The organism is Spirochaetales bacterium (assembly GCA_016930085.1).
GTDB lineage: Bacteria > Spirochaetota > Spirochaetia > SZUA-6 > JAFGRV01 > JAFGHO01.
The window spans coordinates 1-26,848 of sequence record JAFGHO010000032.1; the positions used below are offsets into that span (position 1 = coordinate 1).

A 26,848-nucleotide genomic window follows, 5' to 3' on the forward strand; every position below is an offset into this window, starting at 1 on the left:
TCGTTCATGATCCCGACCCGCCAGTAGTAATAACGGTTTTCAACAAGGGGTTCGGTCACCGTATATGAAGGGGCAGTGAGGGTGTCGTCGTCAACGATAAAGCCGCTTTTGAAATCCCCGTTCCCGCATACCTGGAGGTGGTATTTGAGGATGTTTTTTCCTTCCGGCCAGCGTATGACGAGACTTTCCGGTATGACGCTTTCATTGTCCGGGGGTGAAAATCCGTCCGATCCAATATCGAATTTTTTTTCGTTATAGGTATCTTTATCCATGGGAAAGAAATCGCACGTCGAAATGAGGAATAGTGTAAGAAGCACGGGTAGTATGAAAATAATTCGATCAGGTGTTTTATTCATGGTATTGGTTTTCGTTTAGGATAATATTACCGGCAGTATATCATAAAAAACGCCCGGGTGCAATAAAATTCGAAATCGGTCTTTACGTTATTGACAGAAATAACAAAAAAACATATATTACTATATCAGGATATATTGATATAGATGAAAGCGCTCGAATACTTCAAGGCCCTGGCCGATGAAACGAGGATCAGACTCTTTACGCTGCTCGGCTCCCACGAACTGAATGTGCACGAGATTACGGAAATCCTCCGCATGGGCCAGTCGAGGGTGTCGAGGCATCTCAAAATTCTTTCCGACTGCGGCCTCCTTACGGCACGGCGGGACGGGTTGTGGTCGTTCTATTCCGTGCCGGATACCCCGGATGCCCGCCGGTTTGCCGGACTTGTACGGGAAGCGGTTGCGGGGGAAGCCGTGCTTGCTGAGGACGGCAGGGAAGCGGAAAAGGTGATACGGGCCCGGAAAGATCGGACGAGGGAGTTTTTCGATGCGGTCGCCTCGCACTGGGAGTACATGAAAAAGGAGCTTTTCGGGGATATCGATATCATCGGGCTGCTTTTGGAGACAGTTCCTTCATGCCGGACGATCGCGGATCTGGGGTGCGGGACCGGCGACCTCCTTCACGCGCTGCTCGGCAGGGCGGAACGGGTAATCGGGGTGGACAATTCGTCCCGCATGCTCGATGAAGCCCGGAGGCGTTTCGGGGCGGATCGGGGGCGGGCGGATTTTCGGCTCGGCGAACTCTCTCACCTCCCCCTCCGTGACGGGGAGGCGGAGTGCGCGGTGATCGCGATGGTTCTGCATCACCTGCAGGCGCCGGAGGTCGCGGTGGGGGAAGCCGCCCGCGTCCTTGAGCCCGGAGGCACGCTCGTCGTCATGGATTTCGACAAGCACGAAAACGAAATGCTCAGGGAGCGGTTTTCCGACCGCTGGCTCGGCTTCGGGATGGAGGGGCTTTGCTCTTTTTTGTCCGGAGCGGGTCTCGCAACGGAGGTGACGAAGCGGATTCCGGTCCTGAAAGGACTCGTGGTGAATATCGCGTCGGGAAAGAAGCAGGCCGATTGAAGGGCCACCGGGCTGAATGTATGGGCGAATACATCGGTCTGAAATTTCCGAATGAAAAAACAAGGGGACGATACCGTTTGACAACAACCGGTTTTACGACAATTGTCGCAGGGACGGGAGGCGGTCCCCATTAACGATTATGGAATCGATTCCCGCCCTCAGGCGGGGTTACGTTATTTTACATGAAGGGAGACAATCATGGATAAAGGAGATTTTTTTGAGGTAAAGGACCTGAAGCTGGCCGATCAGGGACGGAAAAATCTGGAGCTGGCCGAACTCAATATGGGCGCGCTTATGGTCGTGAAAGAACGGTTCGAAAAGGAAAAGCCGCTCGCCGGGATACGGATCGGGCTGGCGCTGCACGTGACAAAGGAGACCGGCATTCTGGTCAGGGTGCTGCGCGCGGGGGGAGCGGAAATCGCGATAACAGGGTGCAATCCCCTCTCCACACAGGACGACGTTGCCGCGGCCCTCGCTGAAGAAGGGGTGAAGGTCTGGGCGTACAAAGGCGAAACGAAAGAGGATTACTACCGCTATATCACCTACGTGATCGACAACAAACCGCATATCACGATTGACGACGGGTGCGACCTCGTCTCGGAGATCCACAAAAACCATCCGCACCTGATTCCGGACATTATCTGCGGGTGCGAAGAAACGACCACCGGCATCATACGGCTCAAGGCCATGGAACGCGACAACCGGCTCAAGTACCCGATGATCGCGGTCAATGACAACAACACGAAACACCTGGTGGACAACTATTACGGAACGGGCCAGTCGACGATCGACGGCATTCTCCGCGCGACGAACATTCTCTTTGCCGGAAAAACCGTCGTCGTCTGCGGGTACGGAAGCTGCGGCAAAGGGGTGTCTTTGCGGGCAAGCGCCCTCGGCGCGAATGTCATCGTCTGTGAGGTCGACAAATTCAGGGCCCTTCAGGCGGCATACGACGGATACCGCGTGATGAAAATGGAAGAGGCCGCCGTTATCGGGGACGTCTTCTGCACGGTTACCGGCAACAAGCACGTGATCCGGCTCGAACACATGAAGGAGATGAAGCACGGGGCGATCATGCTCAATTCGGGCCATTTCGATATCGAAATAGACCTTGCCTCGTTACGGGAAGCGGGTGATTCATCCCGAAAGGTGCGGCCGTTCATGGACGAATACGTCCTCGGCGGGAAGAAGCTTTTCGTGCTGGGTGAAGGCCGGCTCGTCAATCTCGCCGCGGCGGAAGGGCACCCGAGCGAGGTGATGTCAACCTCGTTCTGCGGCCAGGCCCTCTCGTGCGAATACGGGGCAAAAAACAGGGGAAAAATGGAGAATAAAGTGATCCAGCTTCCCGCCGAGATCGACGACGAGATCGCCGGTCTCCAGCTCAAGGCCATGGGAATCACGATCGACACCCTGACCGCGGAACAGATCGCCTATCTCGATTCGTGGGAAGAAGGAACCTGAGCAACATGTTTCAATCCGGCCGCCGGCCGAAGATTGTTTCGGACAGTTCCCTGTCATAGGCGAAAAGCATAAACCCGCCGGTTTTGAGCTCTCTTGTCGTGCGGATCTGCTCGAAAAGCATCGTCATGTCGTACGGGGTATCCCAGACACTGATCCCGATGCCGGGATAACAGGGAACCCCATACGCGTGGCCGAGCTGCGCCGAAGTCAGCACCCCGAACCGGAGGGCGTTGTCCGTATAGGTCATGGGGCAGACGAAATCGACATAGCGTCTTTCACACCAGCGTCCCCACTCCTGGGCGACCTCCTCACGGTCGAGGAACGGGTTGGGAAAAACCGCGGCTGACACGCCGATTCCGGGCCGGACTTTTTTTACTTCTTCGCTTATCCGTTCGACAAGCCCTGTTATTGTTTCCCTCCTGAAATTCTCCCACGAGTCCGTCAGCACGGGATCGGAAAAAATCTCTTCCGGCCACTTATAAAGATTCCTGCCGATTTTTTCCTCGAACCGTTTTCTGCATTCATCGCAAAAACAATACCCCGCGGATGGGTAGCGAATATAATCGAGATGGATACCGTGTACGCGATAACGCCGGACGATCTCGACTGCGGCTGCCGTCTCCAATTCCCGGTTTTTCGGGTGTGAAGGACACAGCCATGCTTCGGAAGGGGTCCCGGAAGAAGAAACCTGGAGACGCTTTTCCTTTTTCAGGAGTGAAAGAAATGAGGCGGGAACCTCCTGCCCGAGCTTGAAGCATATCTTCCAGACATGGCATCTGATGCCGTTCTTATTGCAGGCGGTCAGGCACTCATCGAGCCGGTCACCTCCTGTTTTTACAGCGGCATGATTCGGGATAAGGGAGCTTTTGTAATAAGCGATACCGCTCGTCCCCATATTCGGGAAAAGGTCGGTAAACCGGCTTTCTTTCAACCGCCCGACCGCCTCGTCCCACGAAAGTCCGGGTATTCCCGCCGCATTTGCGCACCAGACACCCCTGAACTCATTCCCCCCGCCCGACTCAAAAAACTTTTCAAACTCCAATTTACCGATACCGCCTTTTTCCGGCGGGATATACCCCGTTCGTTCTTTCAATCCGGGAAAGAAATGTTCGAGTATCGCCGCAAGCATCAGGCGTTTCCCGACGGGATCGTCCTGTAAAAGTACATGAGAAAAATGAACGCAGTTGTCCGAAATAACGGCGGCCGACAGTCCCGTGTTCTCTCCATTGACCGTATACCATGACCCGAGTGTTTTACTTTTGCCCGGGATCGGGGCCGGTTCGATAATGTTCCAGGAAGCCTGAACTACCGAGGGGGGAATCCCTCTCACCGTTTCATCCTCGAAGCGCATGGTATAGAAATATCCGGGATACTCCTCCGCAATAAAAGATCCGGCGCCGAAACCGCAATCGCCGCGAAGCGAAGGAGGAAGGATATAAAAACTAATCAGGTGACCGCCTAAAAGAAGGTAATCTTTGAGGACATCAAGCGAGGAATCACTCATCGCGGGATTATAGGGCAGAATCAGGACTTTCTTGGATCGTATTTGCTGTAGCGACAGCTTTGTATCGCTCAATATATTGCAGGTCATCCCTAAAGCGGAGAGGGTACGGGATACATTATTCGTATACTCGATAACGGAGGGCCCTTTGGCCGGATCTTTTTTATACACCGATTCATTACGAATGACTGCGACCGGAAACTCGTCCTTCATCATGGCAATCTCGGAGACGGCAAACCATGTATCTCGGCCGCTGCAGGGATAGGCGGCAAGACGGATCATCTCGATCCTGTTGTACCCTTCAGGCGACCCCGTTATCTGCATACTGCTTTTGGGAATAGTGATTGTGTCCCAGCAGTCCTTTCGCCGCGGATAAAAGGAAGCATAATACCAGCCGGTACCGCTTTTCAGATAAAGATAAAAATGCGATATCGATGAAAGATCGGCGCAATAGAAGCGGATCCGTATACCCGGATACATTGTCATATCCGAAGCATCCTGCAATGCGACGGCTTTGTCCCAGAATGACCTTTCAGGCGGCAGTGAAGAAAAGAGACAGGGAAAACGGACGGCCTTTATCCCTTTCTGTTTTTTGAGTGAAACCTTGCCGCTTTTCCCTCCGGATTTCCAGGCATTTCTGGCGGCGTTATCATCGGTGTATGAACAATTTTCAACGGCCATTTTGTCCCGCGGGACCGGCCTTGTCCCGAACTGGCGGCACGAGGGGGTCGTTACAAGGAAAACGAACAGCAGAGGATATACGAATTTCAAAGCGTTACCGAACATAACGGAATCCCGTCTTTCAGTATATGCGGAGAGAAGAGGAAAAGCAATAACCGGACGCCATGATAAAACGGCTGCCGGTAATCCCACGAAAGTGTCATTTATCCGTGAATATCATACCGTGTTTTTAATAAAGTGAGAATTTTTCTATTTTATCTTTTACGGCGGTGGCGGGAGATAATATTTCAATCACGATATCCGGCGCACCGAGACACCCTTTCTCATCCAGCTTTCCCGAATCACATATAACAACAAGGTCCGGCTGGACGACCGTTTATATTTCCTTTTCCGATTCGCCTTCTTCAGGCAGACGGACGTCAAAAGGGGCGAAGTAAATTGTGCATGATTTGTTCTTGAGGAATTGCGCGATTTGCATTCCTATTTCCCTCAGAATATCCCGGTGCCTTCTGGATGGTGCGTGGGACATATTATAAGCCTCGCTATCGATGAGTTCCCACCGTTCATTGTCGGGCCAGTCCACATAATCCGCATAGGTATAGTGATGATGAGATTTTTTAAGGGCACCGACATGATAGAGCCATTATACGTTAAAGATCGGAAAGAGTCAAGGATTGCCCCATTGATGCAGGTACCGGCTACATGTTCCAGATTTCCTTGAACTGGTGGGGTTTTTCGCAATATTTACAGATATAGAAATCCGCCTTCAACCGGTAGAATTCCGGAATCGCATTTTCATGGTGTACGGGGTGGGAGATGCAATCCGGATTCGTACACCCGATTTCCTCGAAATTATATACGCGGGGCGGCGCAAGAAGCCGGAGCTTCTTGATCACCCGCTGATGTTTGATAAAATTGAGTGTGCATCCCGGAGCGATCGCCGCGAGTTTTTTTATCTTCTTCTCTTCGAAATCGACGACATCGACTTCGGGAAGAGAGACGATTCCTTTTGTGTCGTTGGTTTTGAGCGATTCGAACACGCCGTGGGAACTGGGCATATTGAGATCGAGGATTTTTCGTATTTTGTAGATGTGATCCCAGATCGTGTCCACGTTGTCCCCCCGTCCGATATGATCGATGACGATTCCGTTTTCGATCGGTTTGATCCCGACTTTATATTCCGTTTTCGGCTGATCGTGAGGCTCGGCCTCTTTTATGAAATCATCCTGAAACCGAAGGGGTTCGGGGTGTTTGCCGGAAAAATCACGACCCAGTCTCCCGCCCAGCATACCGATAGCGATAATCCGGATAAAGTATCCGTTCAGTGCCTGCTCCTCCCATCCGTTCAACGGTGTATTGTCGAGAAAAAGCGGGACGGTGGGATGCTCGCGGTGCCGCGGGAGGGGATGATAGAAGCGGGTTTCCTCCGGAATCCGGTCGATAAATCCTCGTTGAAAGGTAACGGCATCCCGCAATATGTCACTCTTCTCGCGAACGTCTTCTCCCATCCGCTCGAGCTGCAGGCGGCTGAAATACCAGATATTCGCGATACTGTCCTGCTTCAGATATTCTTCGATCGATGAAAAGGTACGGACTGCGAATTCGTTTTTTGCCATTTTTTCCGTATAGTGGGCGGGCATCTGGAGTTCTTCCGGGGCGATCAGATCCACGGTAACCTCATGGAAAATCCTCAAGCCGTCGGCTTTCGAGTGAACGGTTCTGCCGTGGAAAAGGTCCCCTAAAAGCGCGATATGAATAGAGTCCCTGTTCCAGTTCTTCTGTTCAAAGAAGGTATATTCATCCAGGAACTCCTGGGTGGGGTGTTCGTGCTTCCCGTCACCTCCGTTGATAAAAGAAGGTTTGGGCAGGTGATTCCGCTCCGCGTATTCGGCGAGGGTGGCCTCGAGCCATCTGCATACGCCTTCCAGTTTGGTTCGTACGATATAGATCGAATAATCGTTGTATCCGCAAAGCATTTTAAAGGTGTCCGAATAACTTTCCATTTTATTAAAGGAGGAATGACCGGGGTCGAGAACGTTCAGCCGCGTGTTGTGAAACTCGGCGGCGTTCTTGAATGATTCTTTTGTTCGCGTGCTGTCTTCGAGAAAGATAATGTAGGTACCGATATTCTGATTGTTGATTTGAAACGATTCGAGTGTTTTTTTTGTACGAATGGCTTCTTTAAGTTCCTTTGTTTTCCGGTAAAGATACAGCTGCTCGTCGATGGAAAGATCATTGACAACGGCGATGGTTCTTCCTTTAAACGGACCGTCTTCAAACGGTGGTCTCTTCATCGGCACACTCCTTTTTAAGGAAGAATCTCTCACGCGGTTTTCTCACATTCAGTCCGAAAGTACGACAATTGTCGTAAAAAAAAGATTCGAGAGACAACCGGGCTCGTATTCCCGTAAAAGTAAACTATAAATCTCGGGCATTGTCAATGGATATTCTATACAAAGAAGAACTTTCGGGGTATTATGTCAATCGTGCTTTGCGGGTTTATTAAAGACACCCTCAAAAAAATGGTAAAGCAACTATAGGGTAATAAAGGAGTGTTTTTATGTCTTGTCGTCTGAAAGGCCGTTCGTTTCTCACTCTTTTAGATTATTCGGAAGAAGAGATCCGGTGTCTTCTCGAGGCCGCACACAAAGCAAAAAAAGAAAAAAAATCGGGGAAAATATTCCGCCGTTTCGCTTCCAAAACGCTCGCGCTGCTTTTCGAGAAAAGATCGACGCGGACACGATGCGCGTTCGAAACCGCGTTTGGGGAAGAGGGCGGACATCCGGTTTTTCTGGGTGCAGGCGATATTCACCTCGGCGAAAAGGAATCGATCGAAGACACGGCACGGGTCATGGGCCGCATGTTCGATTGTATCATGTTCAGGGGTTATGAACAGAAAACAGCCGAAATACTCGCCGAGTATTCGGGGGTTCCGGTCTATAACGGGCTTACCGATCTCTTCCACCCGACGCAGACACTCGCGGACCTCATGACCATGGAAGAGGCGTTCGGAACACTCAACGGGAAAAAATGCGTGTACATCGGCGACGGAAGAAATAACGTGGCCAGGTCACTCCTTGCCGGGTGTTCGATTATGGGCGTCCATACGACAATTGTCGCACCGGAAGAACTCCGCCCGGACCGTGAATTCGTCGCGCGGTGCGGTACCATAAAGAAAGCCGGAGTAAAAATCGAAATCACGGATTCCGTGGACACCGGCCTTGACGGTGCCGATGTCGTTTATACCGACGTATGGGTTTCGATGGGTGAGGAGGAAAAGGAAGAAGAAAGGGTAAGACTGCTTACACCCTACAGGGTCACCGAAACCCTCATGAAAAAAAGCGGGAAATCCGAAACGATCTTTCTCCATTGCCTTCCCGCGGTAAAAGGAAAAGAAGTGACCGCACCGGTCATTGAAGGATCCTCCTCACGGGTATGGGACCAGGCGGAAAACAGGAAGCACACGATAAAGGCGCTCATGCTTCTGACGCTTTGACCGGCCGCGCTAAAAATAGTAATCGAAATCCTGTTCTTTACGCGTCCATCGGCGAAGCAGCAGGATATGCGCCGGTTCCTTTTCGGGGTCCAGACTGATGAAATTTTTTATCCCCTGCCAGTAGAATTTTTCTTCGGAAAGCAGATCGATGACTTCGTAGGATTCATCCGGCCGGATATGGAATTCTTCTATCGGGACCGAAATATAACTTTCTTCTTTTTTGTAGGGATCGAGATTGACGATCACCAAAACGATATCCTCGAGATCCGGGGTATATTTTCCGTAAAAAAGGATGTTTTCGTTTTCAGCCGCGTAAAACCTCAAGTTTTTATAGGACTGAAGGGCCGGGTGCGCTTTCCGGATCACGTTGAGTTTTTTGATAAACGCCTTGATGTGACCGGGCCTGTCCCAATCCCAGACTTTATACTGGTATTTTTCGGAATTGAGGTATTCCTCCGTCCCCGGTTTCGGAGTGCCTTCGCAGAGTTCGAATCCGTTATAGATGCCCCAGGTCGGGCTGAGGGTTGCCGCGAGGACGGCCCTCATTTTGAAAGCACTGCGCGGCGCATTCTGAAGGACGACGGGAAGAATATCCGGTGTATTGGTAAATAGATTTCCGATCATATACTCGGCCACCTGTGACCGGGTGAGTTCGGTGAAATAATCGGTTAACTCCTGCTTGAAATTACGCCAGGTAAAATAGGTGTAGCTCTGTGTAAATCCGGCCTTCGCGAGCGCCTTCATGATTTTGGGCCGAGTAAAGGCTTCGGCGAGAAAGATGACATCGGGATCCTTCCGGTGAATTTCTTCGATCAGCCATTGCCAGAAAAAAACAGGCTTTGTGTGCGGATTATCGACCCGGAAAATCCTGATTCCCTGATCCATCCAGAACCTGATTACAGACAATATTTCCTTCCATAATCCTTCCCTGTCTTTTGTGTTAAAGTTGAGGGGATAGATATCCTCGTATTTTTTAGGCGGATTTTCCGCATATTTTATCGTGCCGTCAGGCCGCTTATAATACCATTCCGGGTGTTCGGTGACCCATGGGTGATCCGGTGAAGACTGAAGGGCAAGATCGAGCGCTATTTCCATGCCGAGTTTCCGGCATTCCTTCTCGAACCGTCTGAAATCCTCGATCGTTCCCAATTCGGAATGTATCGCCGTATGACCGCCTTCCTTGCTTCCGATCGCAAAGGGACAACCGGGGCTTCCCGGGGGACAAATGAGACTGTTGTTCGGACCTTTTCTGTTGGTTATACCGATGGGATGAACGGGCGGAAGGTAGATGACATCGAACCCCATGTCCTGTATTTCAGGAAGCCGCGCGATCATATCGTCGAATGTCGCGCTTTTCCCTTTGACCGTTCCCTGCGACCGGTGCCACATTTCATACCAGGAAGAAAACCGTGCTTTTTTTCTTATCGCCTCCACGCGGAGAGTTCTGCCGTAGCGGCCGCAGTCCGATCTGTCGGCATAGGCGTACATGACACTCTTCAACTCTTCACCCAAAATGATTTCGCTGACCGGATCATGGGCGGGTTTGATAAGAGTCTTTTCCGGAGATATGGCTTCGACCAGTTTCCTCATTTTTGCCAGTTGAGAGGAGATCGGTTTTTTCTCTTTGGATTTGACTTCGATTGTATCGATGATTTTAAAAAGATCTTCGGTCGCCCGTGCCGGTTTCAGTTCCCTGTCGAAATAGGTAAGTATCCGCTTCAAAAACACCTTGTCCTCTTCCTTTGCCTCAGGGAGTATCGATTCGATCATGCTCTTTCCCTGAATCAGTTCGCTTGTAATATCCTGGTCCGCCGTATACTTTTTCTCGAGGTCTTCAGCCCAGGAGAGAAAGGGATCTCGCCAGGCAAAAAATGTATATTCATAGGCGGTGTTTTCATCAAGGCAGAACGAAGCTTCCCACCGGTCGTTGGTCGCGGGGATCATTTCCGTCTCGGTCCAAACAGGAGCCCCTTGTTTTCTGTACATGCAGACCGCCTTTATCACCTCATGGCCGTGCGAAAAAATATCCGCCTCGACATGAAACACGTCTCCGACTGTACGTTTGACCGCGAACGAACCGCAGTCGATTTCCGGATAGACGTTTTCTATGATTACCGTGTTGATGTTCGTATTCATCCTGTCATTATCCTCCTTGAACATGCTGATATAATTCATATACCTTTCCCGCAATCGCATGCCAGGAAAAATGATCGCATACCCTCTTCCTGCCGGCCTCCGCCATCGCCTTTCTCTTTTCACCATCCGACATGAGGGAACTCATCGCGGCAGCGAGATCCCTGGCGAATTTCTCCGGATGCCGCGCTTCGAAAGGAGGCAAAGATTCCTGTTCCAGGGGAACGAGAAGACCCGTTTCATCATGAACGACGACCTCCGGTATCCCCCCCACCTTGCTCGCAACAACGGGAGTTCCGCACGACATGGCTTCGAGGTTGATGATTCCGAACGGTTCGTAGATCGACGGACAACAAAACAGCGACGCGTGACTGTAAAACTGGACGATCCGGTTTTTTGGAAGCATCTCTTCGATCCAATAGACATGGGGATGCGTTTTTTTCAATTCGGCGACTTTTTCCTTCATCTCCTGCGCAATTTCGGGGGTGTCCGGTGCCCCTGCACAAAGAACGATCCCGATATCCGGATCGAGGTATGTCGCTGAGCGCACGAGATGGATGATCCCTTTCTGCCGCGTAATTCGACCGACAAAAAGAATATACTCGAGGTCGCGCGGTATCCCGTAGCGGTCGAGGGCCTCACGCTCCTCCGTTTTTCTATACTCGCCGGTATCGATGCCATTGGGTATAATCGCGATACGGTCCGGATCGCAGTTGAAATGGGCTAAAATATCTTCTTTCGTCGACCGGGAGACGGCGATGACGGCATCGGCCATCTCGAGTGCGGTTTTTTCTATCCATGAGGAATAATTAAAACCACGCCCGATCTGCTCTTTTTTCCATGGCCGGAGCGGTTCCAGGGAATGGGTGGTGATGACCAGGGCGGCATCGTAAAGCAGCTTCGCCAGTATGCCGCCGAAATGGGAATACCATGTGTGGCAATGGACGACATCGGCTGCAACCGGCAGCGCGTTGAACTGCACGCACCGGTCGATCGTCCCGATCGTCGAGCGCAATATATCGGGCGCCGTCTGAATACGGTCCCGGGCAACGGGAAAACCCCTGACGGTCAGATTCTCCGAGGCGGACCGCTGGTCGCCGAAGCAGCGGACTTCCACATTCGCGAAGGAACACAGACTGCGGGAAAGGTAATCCACATGCACTCCGGCCCCGCCGTAGACGTGCGGGGGGTATTCATTGGTCAGAAAAAGTACGTTCATGAGCGTCCGCTCCCGTGCTTGATGGCTGAGGTTATGGGCTGCCGTTGTTCGATGATACGAGTCACGTCCATATGGTATCCTCTGTTTATGACCGACTATAATAAGTATAAGAGGTTTTGTAAAGGGAGGAGTCTCATCCGGCTTTTCACAAACGGCGTACAGACTGAGGACTGATCGCTTATTTGTCTATAACAAAAACACTTACAACAGCCGCGCCACGTGCCCGCCGGCGGGATTATGAAGAAAAACATGAGTTAAAACCCTATCGACATAATGAAGGCCGCTGATGCGATACAAAACCCGATAAACTGCGCTTTGACGATAAACCTGAGTACGGGATACTTCACACCCCCGAACCTGACCTGTGATTTACCGATGTAATAACCGAACGACACACAGATAAACGGCGCGATATATCTGAACGCGTGGGTTGTATGGTAGGGCGACGAGAAATGCATCCATATATAAAAGAGGATCGAGACCGCGAAATTGACGAACAGGATATATCCTTTACCCTCGAGTTCTCCTTTCCCGCTCAGCAGAAAGTAAAGGACGAGCAGCCCGAGCGTGATGAGATAGAAAAACATGAGACAAACCGCGACATCGCCGATTCCGGGAAGCGCCTCGTTATGGAAAAAAACGCCGAATACCGATGTCCGGATAAACTCCATGAAAAGAAAGATCCTGTCCGCGCCGTCTTCGAGGACAAAGGGATGTTCGAGTAGTTTTTCCACGGAGACGTAGAAGAGGTTATAGGGATTACTCGGCATGACCGGACCGGTCACCGAGACCGCATACCCAAGGTCCTGCTGAAAAAGAATATAATTCCTGATCTGGAAACTCAGGCCAAGGGGAACGGCTATCGCCAGAAAGATCAAAGCGAGTCTGATGTAGCGTTTGAAGTCGATGCGGTTTCTCACCAGTTCGACCAGAAAGACAATACCGCCGACCAGGAAAATAATGAGCGCCGATTTTTTTGAAAGAACGGAGAGTGCGGCAAAAACGGCGAAGAGAACAGTGTGTTTGACCGATGAATCGCCGGCCCATTTGAGTAGATAATAGAAGCTGATCGTGTAGAAAAACGCGAGGGTCATATCGTTATTGAGGTAAACCGACATGAAGATCAGGCTCGGCAGAAAACAGGCAAATGCCATGCCGATGAGGGTGACCCGTTCATCGCACTTGAGCAACAGGAATATGCGGTAAATGACGAGAAGAAGGACGGCGGAAATAAAGAGCAGATACACCTGCACCGCCCTGAACGCGTTCACCTCATTGAGGCCGAAACTTTCGGCGATCCTGAATACGATACCACTCAGCAGATAATGGAGGGGCGGATGGTAAGCTTCGTGTGTGCCGACCGGAGGAAGCAGGAACGTCCTGCCCATATATTTGATGTATTCGGTGTGACTCCACGCCCCCCACAGGTCATGCTGGCGTCCGCCGATAATATCGGTAAAAGGCGAATAGAGAAAGTAACAAAGCCGCAAGGCGATACCGAGAAAAATGACGATCTTTATCACGTTTGTCCACGTAAGCTGTTTCAACCGGTACAGATAGACCATTATTCCTGCCGCCATAAGCACAAAAAGCGCAAAGCAAAGCTGGACATCAAGGGCTGTCAGGGGCGAGGGGGCGTTCAGATGAACGATAAAAAACAGGACAAAAAACAGCGCCATCGGGACGTAAAACCACCGGGTAAACGTTTTCCGGACGATCGTATCCAGCGTATTGTTTTTGCCCCTGAGTATCAGCATATACAATGAAAAACATATGCTTGCGGCGAGCATACAGAGTGAGATAAAAAGCGACATATGAAGGTTTCTCCTTGTGTAGTGTATGTTATTGACACGCGCGAAGTATTCATCGGCTTTTTCATCGGAATAATTTTCATTGAAAGCGAACGAATGTATTTTCGAATTCGCCGGCTTCCCCGTCACCTGTTCGATCCGTATATCGTCGAAAAAGGCGGCTCCTTCGGAATCGGCCGCCCAGCTCCCGATCCTCAAGGCCACGGGCATCTGTGTCTGATACGGGGCGGTCATACCGTAAAGAGTCGCCATTTCCCATTTTCCCCCCGTATCCCTGTAGTCATTCGAATGGGCCGATGAATCAAGGACGGCGATATTGGCGCCGAGACTGCCCCGTATATCAATTGCTTTTATCCAGCAGGTAATTTTGTAGATCGTCTCCGGCAAAACCGTGATATACTGATATACCCTGGCGTCATTCGGCCGGGTGTTCTCAATCCTGACCGACCGCTTCCCCGTATGGGCGGTTCCTTCGGCGACCGCATAATTGACATGATCTCCGGCCTCGTACAGGGCGCGTTTATGCCAATGGGATACCCAGTCCATGCGAATATCTTCAAAAGAAGCGTTTTTAATCGTGTTTTCAATCGAGTCTTTCTCCGGGACCATGCCGCACGATAAAAAAAGGCCAGAGATGACGAACAGGATAATAATCAACAGAGCCGGATGTTTCATTATTTCCTCCATGAAATCGACCGACGGGTTCGTGATTCATTTATTACAGGTAATACCGCTTCCCGTTCCGGCCGTAATATACGGGCCGCCTGACAATTTATTTTCCTCATCGGCATAATATAACCGGCGCATGAGCAAAGGAAATGCATAAACCGGATTCTTCTAAACCATTCATCCCGAATAATTTACAAGTAAAAATCCGCCTGCAAAGGAGCAACCGTCTTTTGAAGCCGTTTGCTAACGGCAACCAATCGACGGCATATTGCTGTTTTTTACCCTCTACCGGTATTATCGTTACAATGGCGACTACCTGACGAAGTCATATGAATCATTCCCGTCTGCCGTATATTATTCCCGTGATGGGGATTGGAAACGGACAAATCAAACACGAGATATGGGATTCGGCCAATACACGATTCGCCGTCGACATCGGCGACGTCCATCCCGGTATTTGGTCTCATATCGTCCTTACATGGAAAACCGGCGGGAAAATGCGTTCATACATCGACGGCATCCTGACCCGTGAAATCGATACCGGCTCTAATCCCATGGGGATCGCGGTGTGTCGACTCCCCTTGAGGATAGGCTGCGCACCGCGGGATATCGATTACGCCGGATTCAACGGCAACATCGACGACCTCCGGCTGTATGAAGAAGAACTCGGTGCATCGGAAATCCTGGCGCTGTATCATTATCTCCCTTATTGACATACCTTTTTATACTTGTCCCGATGCCTATCTTTTATTATATATGTGAAGACAGTATTATATTGACGGAGGATTTGTCGTCCGTCCGGATGGAAAACAGAAGCGATGAACCTTTCCGGCCGCAAAGGAAGCCGGCGCCTTTCTCGTTATTTCCGGACGGTAATACGTGAAGAGAAAAACATCGGGAGGATACCATATGGCCGGACATGTCGTTATTACCGGAAGCACAAGGGGATTCGGTTTTGCCATGGCAAAAGAGTTTTTGAATGCCGGATGGAAGGTGGCTTTATCGGGAAGAAGTGATGCCGGGGTAACCCGTGCCGCGGCCGGACTTACCGACTCGGGAAATCTTCTTTTTCTCAAACCCTGCGATGTGACCTCTTACGATCAGGTATCGGCCCTCTGGAAGGAAGCCGCTTCGAAATGGGGCCGGATCGATATCTGGATCAACAACGCGGGGGTAAGTCAGCCCGACGCCCCGGTCTGGGATATACCCGCGCTTTATATCGATGCGCTGGTGAAAACGAATATCCTCGGTGTTGTGTATGGTTCCCGTATCGCCTTCAACAATATGGTGAAACAGGGATTCGGCGCAATCTACAATCTGGAAGGATGGGGAAGCGACGGCAGACACATGGACAACCTCACGTTGTATGGAACGAGTAAATGCGCGGTCGCCTATTTTACCGAAGGTCTTGTGCAGGAAGCAAAAAACAAGGGAGTGATCGTCGGGACCATCCAGCCCGGTATGATGGTCACCGATTTTGTCCTCCTCCCCATGAAAGAAAACAGGGAAAAATTCGCACGATTCAAAAAAATTCTGAATATCATCGCGGATAAACCGGAAACCGTTGCCGCGTGGCTCGTCCCGCGGCTTATCCGCAATAAAAAACACGGTACCCGCTTTCGATGGATGTCCGGACCGAAACTCCTTTCGAGATTCATTACCGCGCCCCTTTCGGGAAGAAAAGTAATTTAGTGCGGTTTTCACATACAGTCTCCGGCAGACAGAGTGCATTCCGAATGCGATATTGCCGATAAGCCGGTTCAAAACAGCCTTGCATCGCTTTCTATCATAGGATATTATGTCCGGTAAGATGGCACAGGAAAAGGAATCCATACAGCAGATCGTCGAGAAGGAACTTCAAAATCTCATTAAAGCGACCGAGTTTATACAGTCGTTTTATACCCAGATCTATGATTCAATTATCAATCTGCGGGACAATGTTTTTACGAACGCATTCACCTCGAATCAGGAATGGAAGAAATCACTCGATCCTTCCGCCGAAACGCTTCAATTCCCCCAATTCACCCTTCAGAGTCTCGAAGGAGAGATACAGAACAACGCGGACCTGATCGTCACGGTATTGAATAATATCCAGGCTATCGAAAATATCTCGCTCAAGAATCCGGAATCCATGTCCATCGCCTCCCTCAACACGATGAAGGAACTCAACACATATATCATCGCCTTTATCCAGCGGCTGTATTCCCACGATCACCTTTCCGTTCTTGCGTCACAGCGTCTCAATCTTGCCAAGAACATCAGGGAGTCGATCGCACAGGTCTTTGAAAACAATATCAATCCTTATATCGAGCGCTTTATCACGATCAAACAGGACGAATACAGAATCAAGCTTCGCCCCGAACTCAAACGTCTTGTCGGGTCCCACGCCCTCTATATTCAAAACACTAAAAAGTACGACGAATCGATCCGTCAAAAATGCAGGGAACTGTCGCTGGAATATCTTCAGGATCTTGTCGTGGTGGGTATTGCCGACCTCGCGAAATCCGACGAAAGTTTCGAGCGCGAGATACGGTCGCGATACGCGACACAGGACACGCAAACACGATCCGGGAGGGTCTTCAGGCTCAAGGAAATCGCCAACCGTTCCATCGCCCAGATACAGAATCTGACGAATCTCGAACAGTTTCTCTCATCCGTGTATGAATACTATCAGCCGCTTACGATTTTCCAGCAGATCATCAATTTCGTCAAAAAACTGTTTACGGGAGCCGGGATAGATTTTCCCAAAAAAGACCTCGTCTTTTTCTATTCCTCCCGGTCGGGGAGAATCGAACGCCGGCAGACATCGGTGAGGAACCTGCTGCACGATGTCGCTTCTCTCAGGAATTTTCTGACAAAAATCAAAAACACCTTTGATTTCTACACCTATACGAAGAACACCAGCATTACCACGATCAAGGAAATGGAAAATGTCATTGACAACAGCATCTCCTCCCTCGACAGTATCCATACGCAATGCATCGGTCTCAGGGACTGGCTCATCTGGAAAAAGAATATCAATTACCTGAAAAAAATCCCCCCCAGACAGCAGGAAGAGTTCAATGACCTGATTCTCGCGATCAACCACAATCTCATTATCAACAAACAGAACCTCAGGGATATGAATAAAAAGTACGAGCAGCGGGATTGACGGCGGACCGGCTTTCAGGGCCGTGTTCGATTTGTATCTTCTACGGATTGTTTCGTGAAAAGTCCGGGGAAGCGGTCAATCGGCCTCCCCTCCTACCGCAGACGGTAGTCCAGGGACCTCTTGATAATGTTTTTCCAGCCCTCATACCGCCTTTTCCGCTCCTTCTCGTCTATTGTCGGATGATAGGCGACACCCTTTTTCGCGAGGCCTTCGAGTTCGTCTTCAGATTTCCAGAATCCGGCTGCGAGTCCCGCCATGTAGGCGGCGCCGAGTGCCGTGGGTTCGGGGTGCGGAAAGTATTCGACATCAAAACCGAGAATGTCGCTTAAAAACTGGCAGAGAAATCTGTTCCTGGAAACCCCCCCGTCGAGTTTGATATTTCCGGGTCTGATCCCCGTATCGCTTCCGATCCCGTCGACAATGTCCTTGATACGAAAGCAGAGTCCTTCGAGCACCGCCCGGATGAGATGGTTTTTTTTTGTATCCAGACTGATTCCAAAGAAGTTCCCCGTTGCCGTGGGGTCCCAGTACGGAAAGGTAAGCCCGGAGGTAAAAGCGGGAAGGAAATAGACCCCGTTGGTCGATTCCACTTCACCGGCAAGCGCCTCCGATTCATCGGGGTGCTTGATGAGGTTGAGTTCATCCTTGAGCCAGTCGATGATGTTGCCGGTATTCTGCGACTGGCCCTCGAGCATATAGGTGGTTTCACCGTTCACCCGCCACGCGACAAGCGGATAAAGCCTTCGTTTCGAGGCGAACGGGCGTTTCCCTGTGTTTATGTCGATAAAGGAACCTGTCCCGTTCGTGCATTTCATATCGCCGTAGCGGAAACAAAGCTGGCCGAACAGTGACGCCTGCTGATCCGCGACCATCGCGAGGATGGGAATCCCGCCGCCGAAAAGGGTCGTCGTGCCGAAATTCCCCCTCGTTTCCCTGATTTCCGGGAGGATATGTTCGGGAATTTTAAAAATCCCCCGCACGATCGGATTCCACTTCAATGTGAAGGGGTCGAGAATCCCGGTCGAAGATGCGGAAGAATAATCCGTTGCGTGGACCTTTCCCCCGGTGAGGTTCCAGAGTATCCATGAATCGATCGTTCCCCACGCGACCTGCGATGAGGGCTTTTTCACCTTTTCATTGAGTTCGGGATGTTTCTGAAGCAGGTACCCCGTCCTCGAGGAGGCATGGACGGAATCGAATTTCAGAATCGATATGGTCGTGAGTTTTGTGTTCGGGATTACGGAACAGAGCATCCCGACGATTCGCCTCAGGATACGCAGCCAGAAAAGCCCCGTTTTTTCTTTTGCGTACGCCGCGGACCGTTTGTCCTGCCAGGTGATGATGTTCGTGTAATGTTTTCCGGTTTTTTTGTCCCATAAAAGAAATGAAGCGCGCTGTGTCGAAATACCCATGGAGACGATGTCGTCCGCCGTGTATTTTTTGGTTGAAAGGACATCCGCGATCACCTGCCTGCTCATCTTCCAGATTTGACCTGGATCTTGTTCAACCTGGCCTTCCTCGTTGATAATATAGGAAGGTTTCGCCCGTACTTCATGGACGATCGAACCATTTTTATCAAAAAGAAATCCCTTGATATTTGTCGTTCCGACATCAAGAACCAAAACAAATTTTTTCATTTTTATAGCATTGTATAGCACAATAACGACCTTTGTACAATATAAAAAACATTTCTCGCCTTGACAAGGAAACCCCGGGTTGTTATAAACGTACCATAACGAACAAGGAGCATACCACATGGCGGAAAAAAAATGCAAAGGCGATCACGAAGGGCATCTCTGTGTGCTTGCGAGCAGGGAGCTGTTCGATGACATCATGAAACTGACAAAGGACCCGCAGTATATCTGCTTCAATTGCGGCCGCGTGGCCGATTGCGAAAAAAACCTCTGTAATCCAATGAAATATTGACGCCTTCCAATGTCCGGGCCCGCCGCCTATCACTATAAACGGTTTCCGGCACCGAGCCATAAGACATCCGGTTCCGGTGCCGGCTCCGATCAACAAAAGGTTTCAACAAGCCCCACATAGTATTGCGCGATAAGAAGGGCATCCACTATATTTATCACACCGTCGCAATTTGCATCCGCCCTGTCGAAAATGAAATTAGCCGGGTCCAGTCCGACATAATACTGCGCAACGAGGAGGGCATCCACGATATCGATATTCCCGTTGTCATTGACATCCCCCATCGCGGAGTGGGAAACCGGCCGGCTCTTCAGGATGATATGTGCAACGGAAAGCTTCGGGAGGGTACAAACAAACCGGTTCCCTGTTATCGAGGAAATCCCCGTACGTTTTGTAATCGAAGAGCCGGCGGAATCGAACGCCCATACTTCCCCGGAGGAGTAATCGATATTTCCGCTGATGGCAAAGATCGCATTCATGCTTTGATCGTAATTTTTATTGATCGCGATAATATGGAGTTCGGACTCATCACCGCTGAAATACGATGCGTAGACTGAACTGTCGCCCACATTGTTCGTCTCCGCCTTCACCGTTGTGTCCCCGAATGTGCCGTTATTACCGTCATAGTTTCTGTATATTTTGAACGCCGCACTCGTATACCGGGTGGTATCCTCGAGTTGCCAGTAATTGGCGAGGTACACGCCGTATTTACCGAAAATGCCAAGGACATCGGCGGTCGCGATACCGCCTGAAACATGGTTTTCGCCGCCATAGCAGTATTCGGTGACCGCGCATTTCGTTCCCGGATAATATCCGTCGATCGACTGCTTTAGCCGGGGGATCAGGGGGAGAAAATCGGAAAACCATTCCCCGATCCAGCTGTCTTCCGTATAGGAAGGATCCCAGAGGCTTCGGGGGGCCTGAATACGGGCTTTGCACGTTTCATCGCTTCCCGCACCATTGAATACGATCCGCTGTCCTCCGCCCTGCGCTTCGGGATACCAGTGAACATCGAGGACGTCGAGCAGTCTTCTGCCGTCCGAATTGGAAGCGGCGCGCATTGAATCCAGATAATAGTCGATAAACCATTCGTAACCGCCGCGGACGGATTCCCAGTCGGGGGCGTCCTGAAAGCTGCTGAACGCGGCAAACCCGTAAAGAACGGGTCCCAGAAGTTCGGCTTCAGCATCCACATCCTTGACCGATTTAGCAAGGGCGACGGTTTTTTCGATTATTTCACGGCACCCGGACTCATCGGGATGAATCCGGGGGTGGGTGGAAGGCCAGAGTGCGGGTTCATTGTCCAGGCAGTAGAACCGGATGCCCAAAGCACTCCCCGCGGGGCCGTTTTTGTTCACGAGAAAATTGACAAACTCGTCCATATACACATAATTGTCCCCGGTATCGGGATTGAGGGAAAAGGCCGATCCCTTTTTCGCTATTACCTCCTTCCATCTCGGCGACGGAGCCGTTTCGCTTTCCGCAACTTCTCCGTTTTTGTCCGCCGACACATAACCCGCCATCTGAAGCGTGACAATTGTCGCACGGGCTTTTGTGACGTCTGCCTCACGGGCAACGGTCATGACAGCCGCCGGCGTCTCGAACATATTGTCCGGTACATCAAGCGAATCGCAAAGGTAATTGTCGCTGCTGTTGTGCCAGTCTTCACCCGCATTCGATGCATTGGTTTCCCAGTTATAGCCGGTTGTCCTGTTTCCGCCAATCCTCCGAACGGTCCAGTTTTCCGTTCCGGTAAGCAGCTGGTTTGTCCCGTAAATATAAGGACTGATCGGCTTGTTATCGGTTTCGGTATCGATGGTAAAGGTGACATCGAGTCCGAATGTACTCAGACAGATAAAAAGAAAAAGAAAAATAAGCCCGCAACGGAGTGTCTTTCCCCCAAAAAAAAGATACGATTGCATGATAAACCTCCACAGCCATTGATTTTTAATCTTCCGACAGATTGTTTATATCGGTTTTTAATCATTTCATTTATCATATATACCATTGTTTTTCCCGCAAATATATAGGACATATGTCCGTGTTTTCATGCTGATCACCACACCAGGCGCACAAAAACGGGGCGGACATGCCGCGCCCGCCCCGTTTCTTAATATTTCATTTATTACGGTACGATCGCCTGAACGATCATGTTGTTCACGGTGATGAACAGCCCCACGAAAACGATCGATACCATACTCATGAGTTTGACAAGGATATTGATCGATGGACCCGAAGTATCCTTGAAGGGGTCCCCGACCGTATCGCCGACAACCGCCGCCTTGTGCGCTTCGGAACCTTTTCCACCGTGCTGTCCTTTTTCGATAAACTTTTTCGCGTTATCCCAAGCACCGCCCGCGTTCGCCATCATGATGGCCAAAACAAACCCGGAGGCAAGGGCTCCGGCCAGAAGGGCGATCACGGCAAAAGGGCCGAAAATAATACCGACAAGGATCGGCGCTATAATCGCCAGAAGCGAGGGGAGGATCATCTCCCGCTGCGCCCCTTTTGTGGAAATGGCCACACACGCAGCGTAATCCGGCTCGTCTTTCCCCTCGAGGATCTTCTTCTCCTTGAACTGCCGCCTTACTTCCTTAACCATATCGCCGGCCGCGCGGCCCACCGCACTCATCGAAAGGGAGGAAAAAACAAAGGGGAGTACGGTCCCGATAAACAGCCCGATAAGGATGACCGGATTCAGGAGATTGATCTTGAGAAAATCGATATTGACCGCGTTTTCGGCCGGAACCGCCATCCACGCCCCGAAATCGATTATCCCGGAATAGAAGGAGCGGAACGAAGCCGAAATGGATTCGATATTCTTATGCATGAACTCCAGGATTTTATTACCGTATTCGGCAAGCAGCGCGAGTGCGGTGAGTGCAGCCGACCCGATGGCGAATCCCTTGCCTGTGGCTGCCGTGGTATTTCCCAGGGCGTCGAGGGCGTCCGTCCTCTCCCGGACTTCGGCTTCGAGACCCGCCATTTCGGCGATACCTCCCGCGTTATCGGCGACCGGGCCGTACGCGTCGGTCGAAAGCGTGATGCCCAGGGTCGAAAGCATACCAACCGCGGCCATTCCGATCCCGTAAAGTCCCTGTCCCCCTCCTCCAGAGAGGAAATATGCCGCGAGGGTGGCGGCAACGACGGTCAGGACCGGAATAAGCGTAGAAACCATTCCAAGGGAAAGACCGGCGATAATGATGGTCGCCGGGCCGGTAAGGGATTCGTTTGAAAGCCTTTGTGTCGGCTTGTAATGGTCGGAAGTATAGTATTCGGAGAAAATACCGATGATATTCCCCGCGAGAAGACCGACAAACATGGCAAGCCATATACCGATGTACCCGGGACCCATAATAAACCATACAAGAATGAAGGAACATATCGCGATAAGGACGGTCGACGTATAGACCCCTGTTCGTAATGACCGGAGAAGAACCTTCTGTGAAGCCCCCTCCTTTGTCCGCACCAGGAACGTTCCGATAATCGAGCAAAGCACACCGATCGTTGCGATCGTCACCGGAATCTGTATGGCATTCAGGGCCATATTCGCCGGAAACATACTGCCGGTAAAGGCGACGGATCCCAATGCCATTGTCGCGACGATCGAACCCACATACGATTCGTAAAGGTCCGCGCCCATTCCCGCGACATCGCCCACATTGTCTCCGACATTGTCCGCGATCGTTGCCGGGTTTCTCGGATCGTCTTCAGGTATCCCCGCTTCGACCTTGCCGACAAGGTCGGCTCCCACATCTGCCGCCTTGGTAAAAATACCGCCTCCAAGACGGGCAAAGAGGGCGACGGATGAAGCCCCCATTCCGAAGGTGATCATGATCGGCGGTATTTCATTCACATCCTTTATCCAGTGGAGTGTCTCGAGGAACAGCCACCTGAGAAGGGTCCACCAGATCGAAAGATCCAGGAGCCCCAGCCCGACGACGACCATCCCCATCACCGTCCCCGATGAAAAGGCGACACGGAGTCCCGCGTTCAGGGATTTACGCGCCGCCCACGCGGTACGGGCGTTCGACCGTGTCGAGATATACATACCGATAAATCCGGCAAGCCCGGAGAAAAACCCGCCTGTGATAAAGGCGAACGGAACGAACCCGGATATAATATCAAACCCGAAAGAAAGAACAAGGAAAATTATAAAAAGAACCAGAAGGAAAATTCCGACCACCTTATACTGCTGCTTCAGGTAGGCCATGGCCCCTTTCTGGACATGCCTGCTGATCTCTTTCATTTTATCCGTTCCCGCATCCTTTTTAAGGATGGTAAGGGCAAGGACAAGGGCAAAAACAAGCGCCGCGATCGAACCGATCCAGGCGATCAACATGAGACTCGCCCCGCCGCTTTCTCCCGTATCCCCGAAAGAAAGGGCAGCGGGGACGATACTCAGGAGAATAATAAGTAAAAAAAGAGTACTTTTTTTCATTTTTTTGATTATTCCTCTCTCGTTATAGGATGTTCCCCCTAATGTAAAGATAAAACTATTTTCAGTCAAGACGATAAACTTTCTTGCACTAATCGAGACAACATGATAGCATTATGGTTTGTGAAAAACGTAATATTCATGCCTTTTATATTTCTGTTTGTCCTCATCGTTATATTTCTTCTTCTCACCTCGATTCATGTGCTGAATCAGGTTCTCGCCGAACATATCGAGGCGGGCCAGATAACGATCGGGTTTATTCTTTCAGCGTTTCCGTTCGCTTTTCTCTACGCCCTTCCCGCATCCGTCCTTCTCGCCTACATCTTCATTTTTTTTAAAATGCTCAAGACACCGGGCTACAGATTCTTTACGGTTATTTTCGTCGCCGGTGCAGCGTTTGTCGTACTCGCGGCCGGGATGATCTTTTTTACCGCCATTACACCAAAAGGCCAATCGGAAAGAAAAACAGTCGAACAGATTATCCTTCCCGGAAAGTTCTATAATGCCGAAAAAGCGACGATCAATACAGGTGCCATCGACAACAACACACTCTCCAATACCCTCGTCTTCTCTCCGGGAAGCATGAGAACCCGTATGGCATTTTACAGAAACGGTGTGGGCAGGATAAGCGGTAATATCATCAGACTGAGTTTATCCGGTGACGGCAGAGAAATGATTTCTCTGCCGGTCGGGAACCCGTACCGGAGTGCCGGATCGAATGATTTTTTTACCAGTGAGTTTTTTTCCGCGTACGGAGATTTTGTACGTGACCTGATCCAGCTCGTCGTATCGGGAGGAATCGGGTTCTACATCTACTGTTTTGCATTTTCATTCTTTTTCATGACCACAGGTGTTTTCATGAGAATATCGAAATGGCCCCTCTTTAATCTCTGTTTCATGTTTTTTATCATAACCGGTGTCTTTTTTCTCTACAGGCTTTACAAAAATATCCTGCTCATCGAACTGGATAAACTCATGAAAGGGATAACGCTATCATCAATGGTTCCGGCCGTTGCCTTGATTATTACCGGCGCGCTCCTCTTTCTCATCGACATACTCTTTATACCGGCGGGATTCGAAAAAAAGGAAACCGCAGGTGCTTAGATCGAGTTTGAACAAAGTCGTTCCAATTTTACTCGTCACCTATCTTGTCAGCTATCTGGGGTTGTTCCTCTTCTGTCTCATCTTCCCGCCGCCCGACCTTCTTCCCTATTTCCGTCTCGATACCGCGGCAAAAAGCGGTCTCGACCTTTTTATCGAATACCTTATTCCCATTCATGCAACGGGAGTCCTCATTGCCTATTCGCTTTTCGTCGAATTTGCCGCGATCGGTATCGGGAAACGTTCCGGTATCCACAGGATCGTCACGTCTGTCATCATCTTTTTTATCATCATATCCATGATATATGCGGCGATCATCATATGGGTTCAGCCTGCCGTCATCACCGGCATTAATGAAAACAGATCCAAAAGCATGCTGTCACAACGTTATTACGAACAGGCGGAACAGGCAACGATTGACGCGGATAAAGCCACAGGAGACGAGAGAGAACGGCTTTACCGGAGCGCCTTTCTATATATCGACTCGTCTCTCTCCATCAATCCGGAATACAAACCCGCACAGGAACTTGAAAGGAAAATCAGGCGCGTTATTTCAAACGAAGAAATACCGCTTACAGAAAGCGGGCATCATGAAAAGGCGGAGCAGGAGGATCAGGGGAAAGCCCGTATCGAAGGACTCGATGCCGACGGTCTTATGGAAAACGCAAACAGAATGTACGCAAAAGAGGATTATTATTCCGCTTACTATTACGCCTCAATGGCCTTTCGGCTTGACAACACAAGGGTTGATGCAAAAAATATGATCGTTACATCAATGGAAAAGATAAAATCATACGATCTGTCCGGGGAAGATGAAAGAATCCGGAGTCTGTATTTGAAAAAACAGGAAGGATACGAGAAACTGGCAAGCGGGGAGTTCATATCGGCATACTATCTGTTCAAGGAATTACATGAGGAGTACCCGGCCGATCAGGACGCAAGCGATTACCTGGCAAAAATCGAAGGGGAATTTCTCGATAAACTCGCTTTCTTCTATGAAGAATTGGAACATCTCGACCTTCTTGTCGGTGTCCGGGATATCCTCTTTTCCAATCAGATTGATGAAACGGAAGCCGAGTATGTTTCCGTCGAAAAAATGGTCCGTGTCGATGAGGGGATATATTTCTTTAATACCGAGGTGATGCGCGTTTCCCCTTCCGGAACCATCCTGAGTCATTATCTGGCCCCCTACGGCAAGTATATGTTTGTCGATACCTCGATGCTTTCGGGCGGAAAGGAAAAAAAGCGGTCCAGCCACCATATTAATTTCAACTGTATCTATAAAAACTCACCGGTTCGGGGAAGCGGCCTCAGGCAGGGAACGGATCTGCTTCCCGTCTATTTCATTCAATCGAAAAAAGAAGGGAATGAACTCAAAAACATACTCCCGCTTTCGCCCGACATCAGCCTGTTCAAGAATTTCAGATCGACGCCGGACAATCTCCGGGAAACGGGACTGCTGGAACTCCTTTCAATTGCATTCAATCGGGAATACGAAAAGGCGGGTTATTCGATAAAAACGGTCGATGCTGAAATTGTGACAAGATGCATGTTACCCTTTCTCTTCATCGTATTTTCCCTCTTCGCGATCGCATTGGGCTGGGCGTGCCGTTCCCGTTATGAAGATCGTCCGTCATTGTTTACCATGATCTTTATCCCCGTATTCCCCATTGTCGTCACACTTTTCATCCGGTTTTTCATGACGGGTATGATGACGCTCTTTGATTTTTTCACGCTCATCTTCCCCCTTCTCGTATCGCTAGCGGTCTGCATCGCCATCCAGTTTATCTTCATCTTTGCCGGGCTGATCGTTATCGCGGGGAAACTCACCGATTGACACCTT

At 50.4% G+C, this 26,848-nt stretch carries 20 protein-coding genes; 9 read left to right on the forward strand and 11 right to left on the reverse strand.

Translation table 11 applies throughout. From position 1 onward, the window contains the following. On the reverse strand, nt 1–356 hold a 356-nt coding region (locus JW881_05835; GenBank protein ID MBN1697012.1), incomplete at its 3' end, for a hypothetical protein. A gap of 144 nt (nt 357–500) precedes the next feature. Here JW881_05835 and JW881_05840 point away from each other — a divergent pair. Together JW881_05840 and JW881_05845 are read left to right on the forward strand one after the other, a co-directional pair. Further along, nucleotides 501–1,421 carry a metalloregulator ArsR/SmtB family transcription factor gene (locus JW881_05840; GenBank protein MBN1697013.1) on the forward strand — a complete coding sequence of 307 codons (921 nt, stop codon included), beginning with the start codon at nt 501–503 and terminating at the stop codon, nt 1,419–1,421. Between the two features lie 198 nt (nt 1,422–1,619). Then, a complete protein-coding gene (locus tag JW881_05845) occupies nt 1,620–2,882 on the forward strand; it encodes an adenosylhomocysteinase (protein MBN1697014.1) in 1,263 nt (420 codons plus the stop codon). Between the two features lie 10 nt (nt 2,883–2,892). Here JW881_05845 and JW881_05850 read toward each other — a convergent pair whose 3' ends face one another. The 4 genes from JW881_05850 to JW881_05865 all read right to left on the reverse strand — a co-directional run bounded on the left by JW881_05850 (nt 2,893) and on the right by JW881_05865 (nt 7,358). Beyond that, on the reverse strand, nt 2,893–5,169 hold the full coding sequence (locus tag JW881_05850) for a family 10 glycosylhydrolase (GenBank protein ID MBN1697015.1): 2,277 nt from the start codon (nt 5,167–5,169) through the stop codon (nt 2,893–2,895). 124 nt (nt 5,170–5,293) lie between these two features. Then, nucleotides 5,294–5,413 carry a Uma2 family endonuclease gene (locus JW881_05855; protein ID MBN1697016.1) on the reverse strand — a complete coding sequence of 40 codons (120 nt, stop codon included), beginning with the start codon at nt 5,411–5,413 and terminating at the stop codon, nt 5,294–5,296. A 27-nt stretch (nt 5,414–5,440) separates the two neighbouring features. After that, complete coding sequence (locus tag JW881_05860; protein MBN1697017.1) at nt 5,441–5,647, reverse strand: Uma2 family endonuclease; 207 nt, start codon at nt 5,645–5,647, stop codon at nt 5,441–5,443. Between the two features lie 115 nt (nt 5,648–5,762). Beyond that, on the reverse strand, nt 5,763–7,358 hold the full coding sequence (locus JW881_05865) for a bifunctional aspartate carbamoyltransferase catalytic subunit/aspartate carbamoyltransferase regulatory subunit (GenBank protein MBN1697018.1): 1,596 nt from the start codon (nt 7,356–7,358) through the stop codon (nt 5,763–5,765). A gap of 266 nt (nt 7,359–7,624) precedes the next feature. Here JW881_05865 and argF point away from each other — a divergent pair, with 266 nt between their 5' ends. After that, on the forward strand, nt 7,625–8,560 hold the full coding sequence (gene argF, locus JW881_05870) for an ornithine carbamoyltransferase (GenBank protein MBN1697019.1): 936 nt from the start codon (nt 7,625–7,627) through the stop codon (nt 8,558–8,560). A gap of 9 nt (nt 8,561–8,569) precedes the next feature. Here the strand turns inward: argF and JW881_05875 are convergent, their stop codons facing one another. The 3 genes from JW881_05875 to JW881_05885 all read right to left on the reverse strand — a co-directional run bounded on the left by JW881_05875 (nt 8,570) and on the right by JW881_05885 (nt 14,398). After that, a complete protein-coding gene (locus tag JW881_05875) occupies nt 8,570–10,735 on the reverse strand; it encodes an alpha-1,4-glucan--maltose-1-phosphate maltosyltransferase (GenBank protein ID MBN1697020.1) in 2,166 nt (721 codons plus the stop codon). Next, nucleotides 10,704–11,912 carry a glycogen synthase gene (glgA, locus tag JW881_05880; protein ID MBN1697021.1) on the reverse strand — a complete coding sequence of 403 codons (1,209 nt, stop codon included), beginning with the start codon at nt 11,910–11,912 and terminating at the stop codon, nt 10,704–10,706. The genes JW881_05875 and glgA overlap by 32 nt, the downstream gene beginning before the upstream one ends. A gap of 254 nt (nt 11,913–12,166) precedes the next feature. Then, complete coding sequence (locus JW881_05885) at nt 12,167–14,398, reverse strand: glycosyltransferase family 39 protein (protein ID MBN1697022.1); 2,232 nt, start codon at nt 14,396–14,398, stop codon at nt 12,167–12,169. Between the two features lie 323 nt (nt 14,399–14,721). On the opposite strand from JW881_05885, the gene JW881_05890 reads away from it, so the two are divergent. From JW881_05890 to JW881_05900, 3 genes are all read left to right on the forward strand, one after another. Further along, on the forward strand, nt 14,722–15,105 hold the full coding sequence (locus JW881_05890) for a LamG domain-containing protein (protein MBN1697023.1): 384 nt from the start codon (nt 14,722–14,724) through the stop codon (nt 15,103–15,105). A gap of 196 nt (nt 15,106–15,301) precedes the next feature. Further along, on the forward strand, nt 15,302–16,084 hold the full coding sequence (locus JW881_05895; GenBank protein ID MBN1697024.1) for an SDR family oxidoreductase: 783 nt from the start codon (nt 15,302–15,304) through the stop codon (nt 16,082–16,084). 106 nt (nt 16,085–16,190) lie between these two features. Further along, a complete protein-coding gene (locus tag JW881_05900) occupies nt 16,191–17,543 on the forward strand; it encodes a hypothetical protein (protein MBN1697025.1) in 1,353 nt (450 codons plus the stop codon). Nucleotides 17,544–17,635: 92 nt separating this feature from the next. Here JW881_05900 and JW881_05905 read toward each other — a convergent pair whose 3' ends face one another. Then, a complete protein-coding gene (locus JW881_05905; GenBank protein ID MBN1697026.1) occupies nt 17,636–19,180 on the reverse strand; it encodes a hypothetical protein in 1,545 nt (514 codons plus the stop codon). Between the two features lie 118 nt (nt 19,181–19,298). Between JW881_05905 and JW881_05910 the strand changes: the two genes are divergently transcribed. Continuing rightward, nucleotides 19,299–19,469 carry a hypothetical protein gene (locus JW881_05910; protein MBN1697027.1) on the forward strand — a complete coding sequence of 57 codons (171 nt, stop codon included), beginning with the start codon at nt 19,299–19,301 and terminating at the stop codon, nt 19,467–19,469. A gap of 89 nt (nt 19,470–19,558) precedes the next feature. Here JW881_05910 and JW881_05915 read toward each other — a convergent pair whose 3' ends face one another. Together JW881_05915 and JW881_05920 are read right to left on the reverse strand one after the other, a co-directional pair. After that, on the reverse strand, nt 19,559–21,388 hold the full coding sequence (locus tag JW881_05915; protein MBN1697028.1) for a hypothetical protein: 1,830 nt from the start codon (nt 21,386–21,388) through the stop codon (nt 19,559–19,561). Between the two features lie 203 nt (nt 21,389–21,591). Then, entirely contained in the window at nt 21,592–23,808 is a 2,217-nt protein-coding gene (locus JW881_05920) for a sodium-translocating pyrophosphatase (protein ID MBN1697029.1), read from the reverse strand. Between the two features lie 237 nt (nt 23,809–24,045). Here JW881_05920 and JW881_05925 point away from each other — a divergent pair, with 237 nt between their 5' ends. Together JW881_05925 and JW881_05930 are read left to right on the forward strand one after the other, a co-directional pair. After that, nucleotides 24,046–25,008: a hypothetical protein gene (locus tag JW881_05925; GenBank protein MBN1697030.1), complete on the forward strand. Its 963-nt coding sequence runs from the start codon at nt 24,046–24,048 to the stop codon at nt 25,006–25,008. Then, on the forward strand, nt 25,001–26,842 hold the full coding sequence (locus JW881_05930) for a hypothetical protein (protein ID MBN1697031.1): 1,842 nt from the start codon (nt 25,001–25,003) through the stop codon (nt 26,840–26,842). Before JW881_05925 ends, JW881_05930 begins: the two co-directional genes overlap by 8 nt. The last annotated feature ends 6 nt before the right edge of the window (nt 26,843–26,848 follow it).

Coding starts and splice junctions, on each gene's coding strand:
- JW881_05840 (MBN1697013.1), top strand. CDS start 501: ATGAAAGCGCTCGAATACTTCAAGGCCCTGGCCGATGAAACGAGGATC.
- JW881_05845 (MBN1697014.1), top strand. CDS start 1,620: ATGGATAAAGGAGATTTTTTTGAGGTAAAGGACCTGAAGCTGGCCGAT.
- JW881_05850 (MBN1697015.1), bottom strand. CDS start 5,169: ATGTTCGGTAACGCTTTGAAATTCGTATATCCTCTGCTGTTCGTTTTC.
- JW881_05865 (MBN1697018.1), bottom strand. CDS start 7,358: ATGAAGAGACCACCGTTTGAAGACGGTCCGTTTAAAGGAAGAACCATC.
- argF (MBN1697019.1), top strand. CDS start 7,625: ATGTCTTGTCGTCTGAAAGGCCGTTCGTTTCTCACTCTTTTAGATTAT.
- JW881_05875 (MBN1697020.1), bottom strand. CDS start 10,735: ATGAATTATATCAGCATGTTCAAGGAGGATAATGACAGGATGAATACG.
- glgA (MBN1697021.1), bottom strand. CDS start 11,912: ATGAACGTACTTTTTCTGACCAATGAATACCCCCCGCACGTCTACGGC.
- JW881_05885 (MBN1697022.1), bottom strand. CDS start 14,398: ATGAAACATCCGGCTCTGTTGATTATTATCCTGTTCGTCATCTCTGGC.
- JW881_05890 (MBN1697023.1), top strand. CDS start 14,722: ATGAATCATTCCCGTCTGCCGTATATTATTCCCGTGATGGGGATTGGA.
- JW881_05895 (MBN1697024.1), top strand. CDS start 15,302: ATGGCCGGACATGTCGTTATTACCGGAAGCACAAGGGGATTCGGTTTT.
- JW881_05900 (MBN1697025.1), top strand. CDS start 16,191: ATGTCCGGTAAGATGGCACAGGAAAAGGAATCCATACAGCAGATCGTC.
- JW881_05905 (MBN1697026.1), bottom strand. CDS start 19,180: ATGAAAAAATTTGTTTTGGTTCTTGATGTCGGAACGACAAATATCAAG.
- JW881_05910 (MBN1697027.1), top strand. CDS start 19,299: ATGGCGGAAAAAAAATGCAAAGGCGATCACGAAGGGCATCTCTGTGTG.
- JW881_05915 (MBN1697028.1), bottom strand. CDS start 21,388: ATGCAATCGTATCTTTTTTTTGGGGGAAAGACACTCCGTTGCGGGCTT.
- JW881_05920 (MBN1697029.1), bottom strand. CDS start 23,808: ATGTTGATCGCCTGGATCGGTTCGATCGCGGCGCTTGTTTTTGCCCTT.
- JW881_05925 (MBN1697030.1), top strand. CDS start 24,046: ATGCCTTTTATATTTCTGTTTGTCCTCATCGTTATATTTCTTCTTCTC.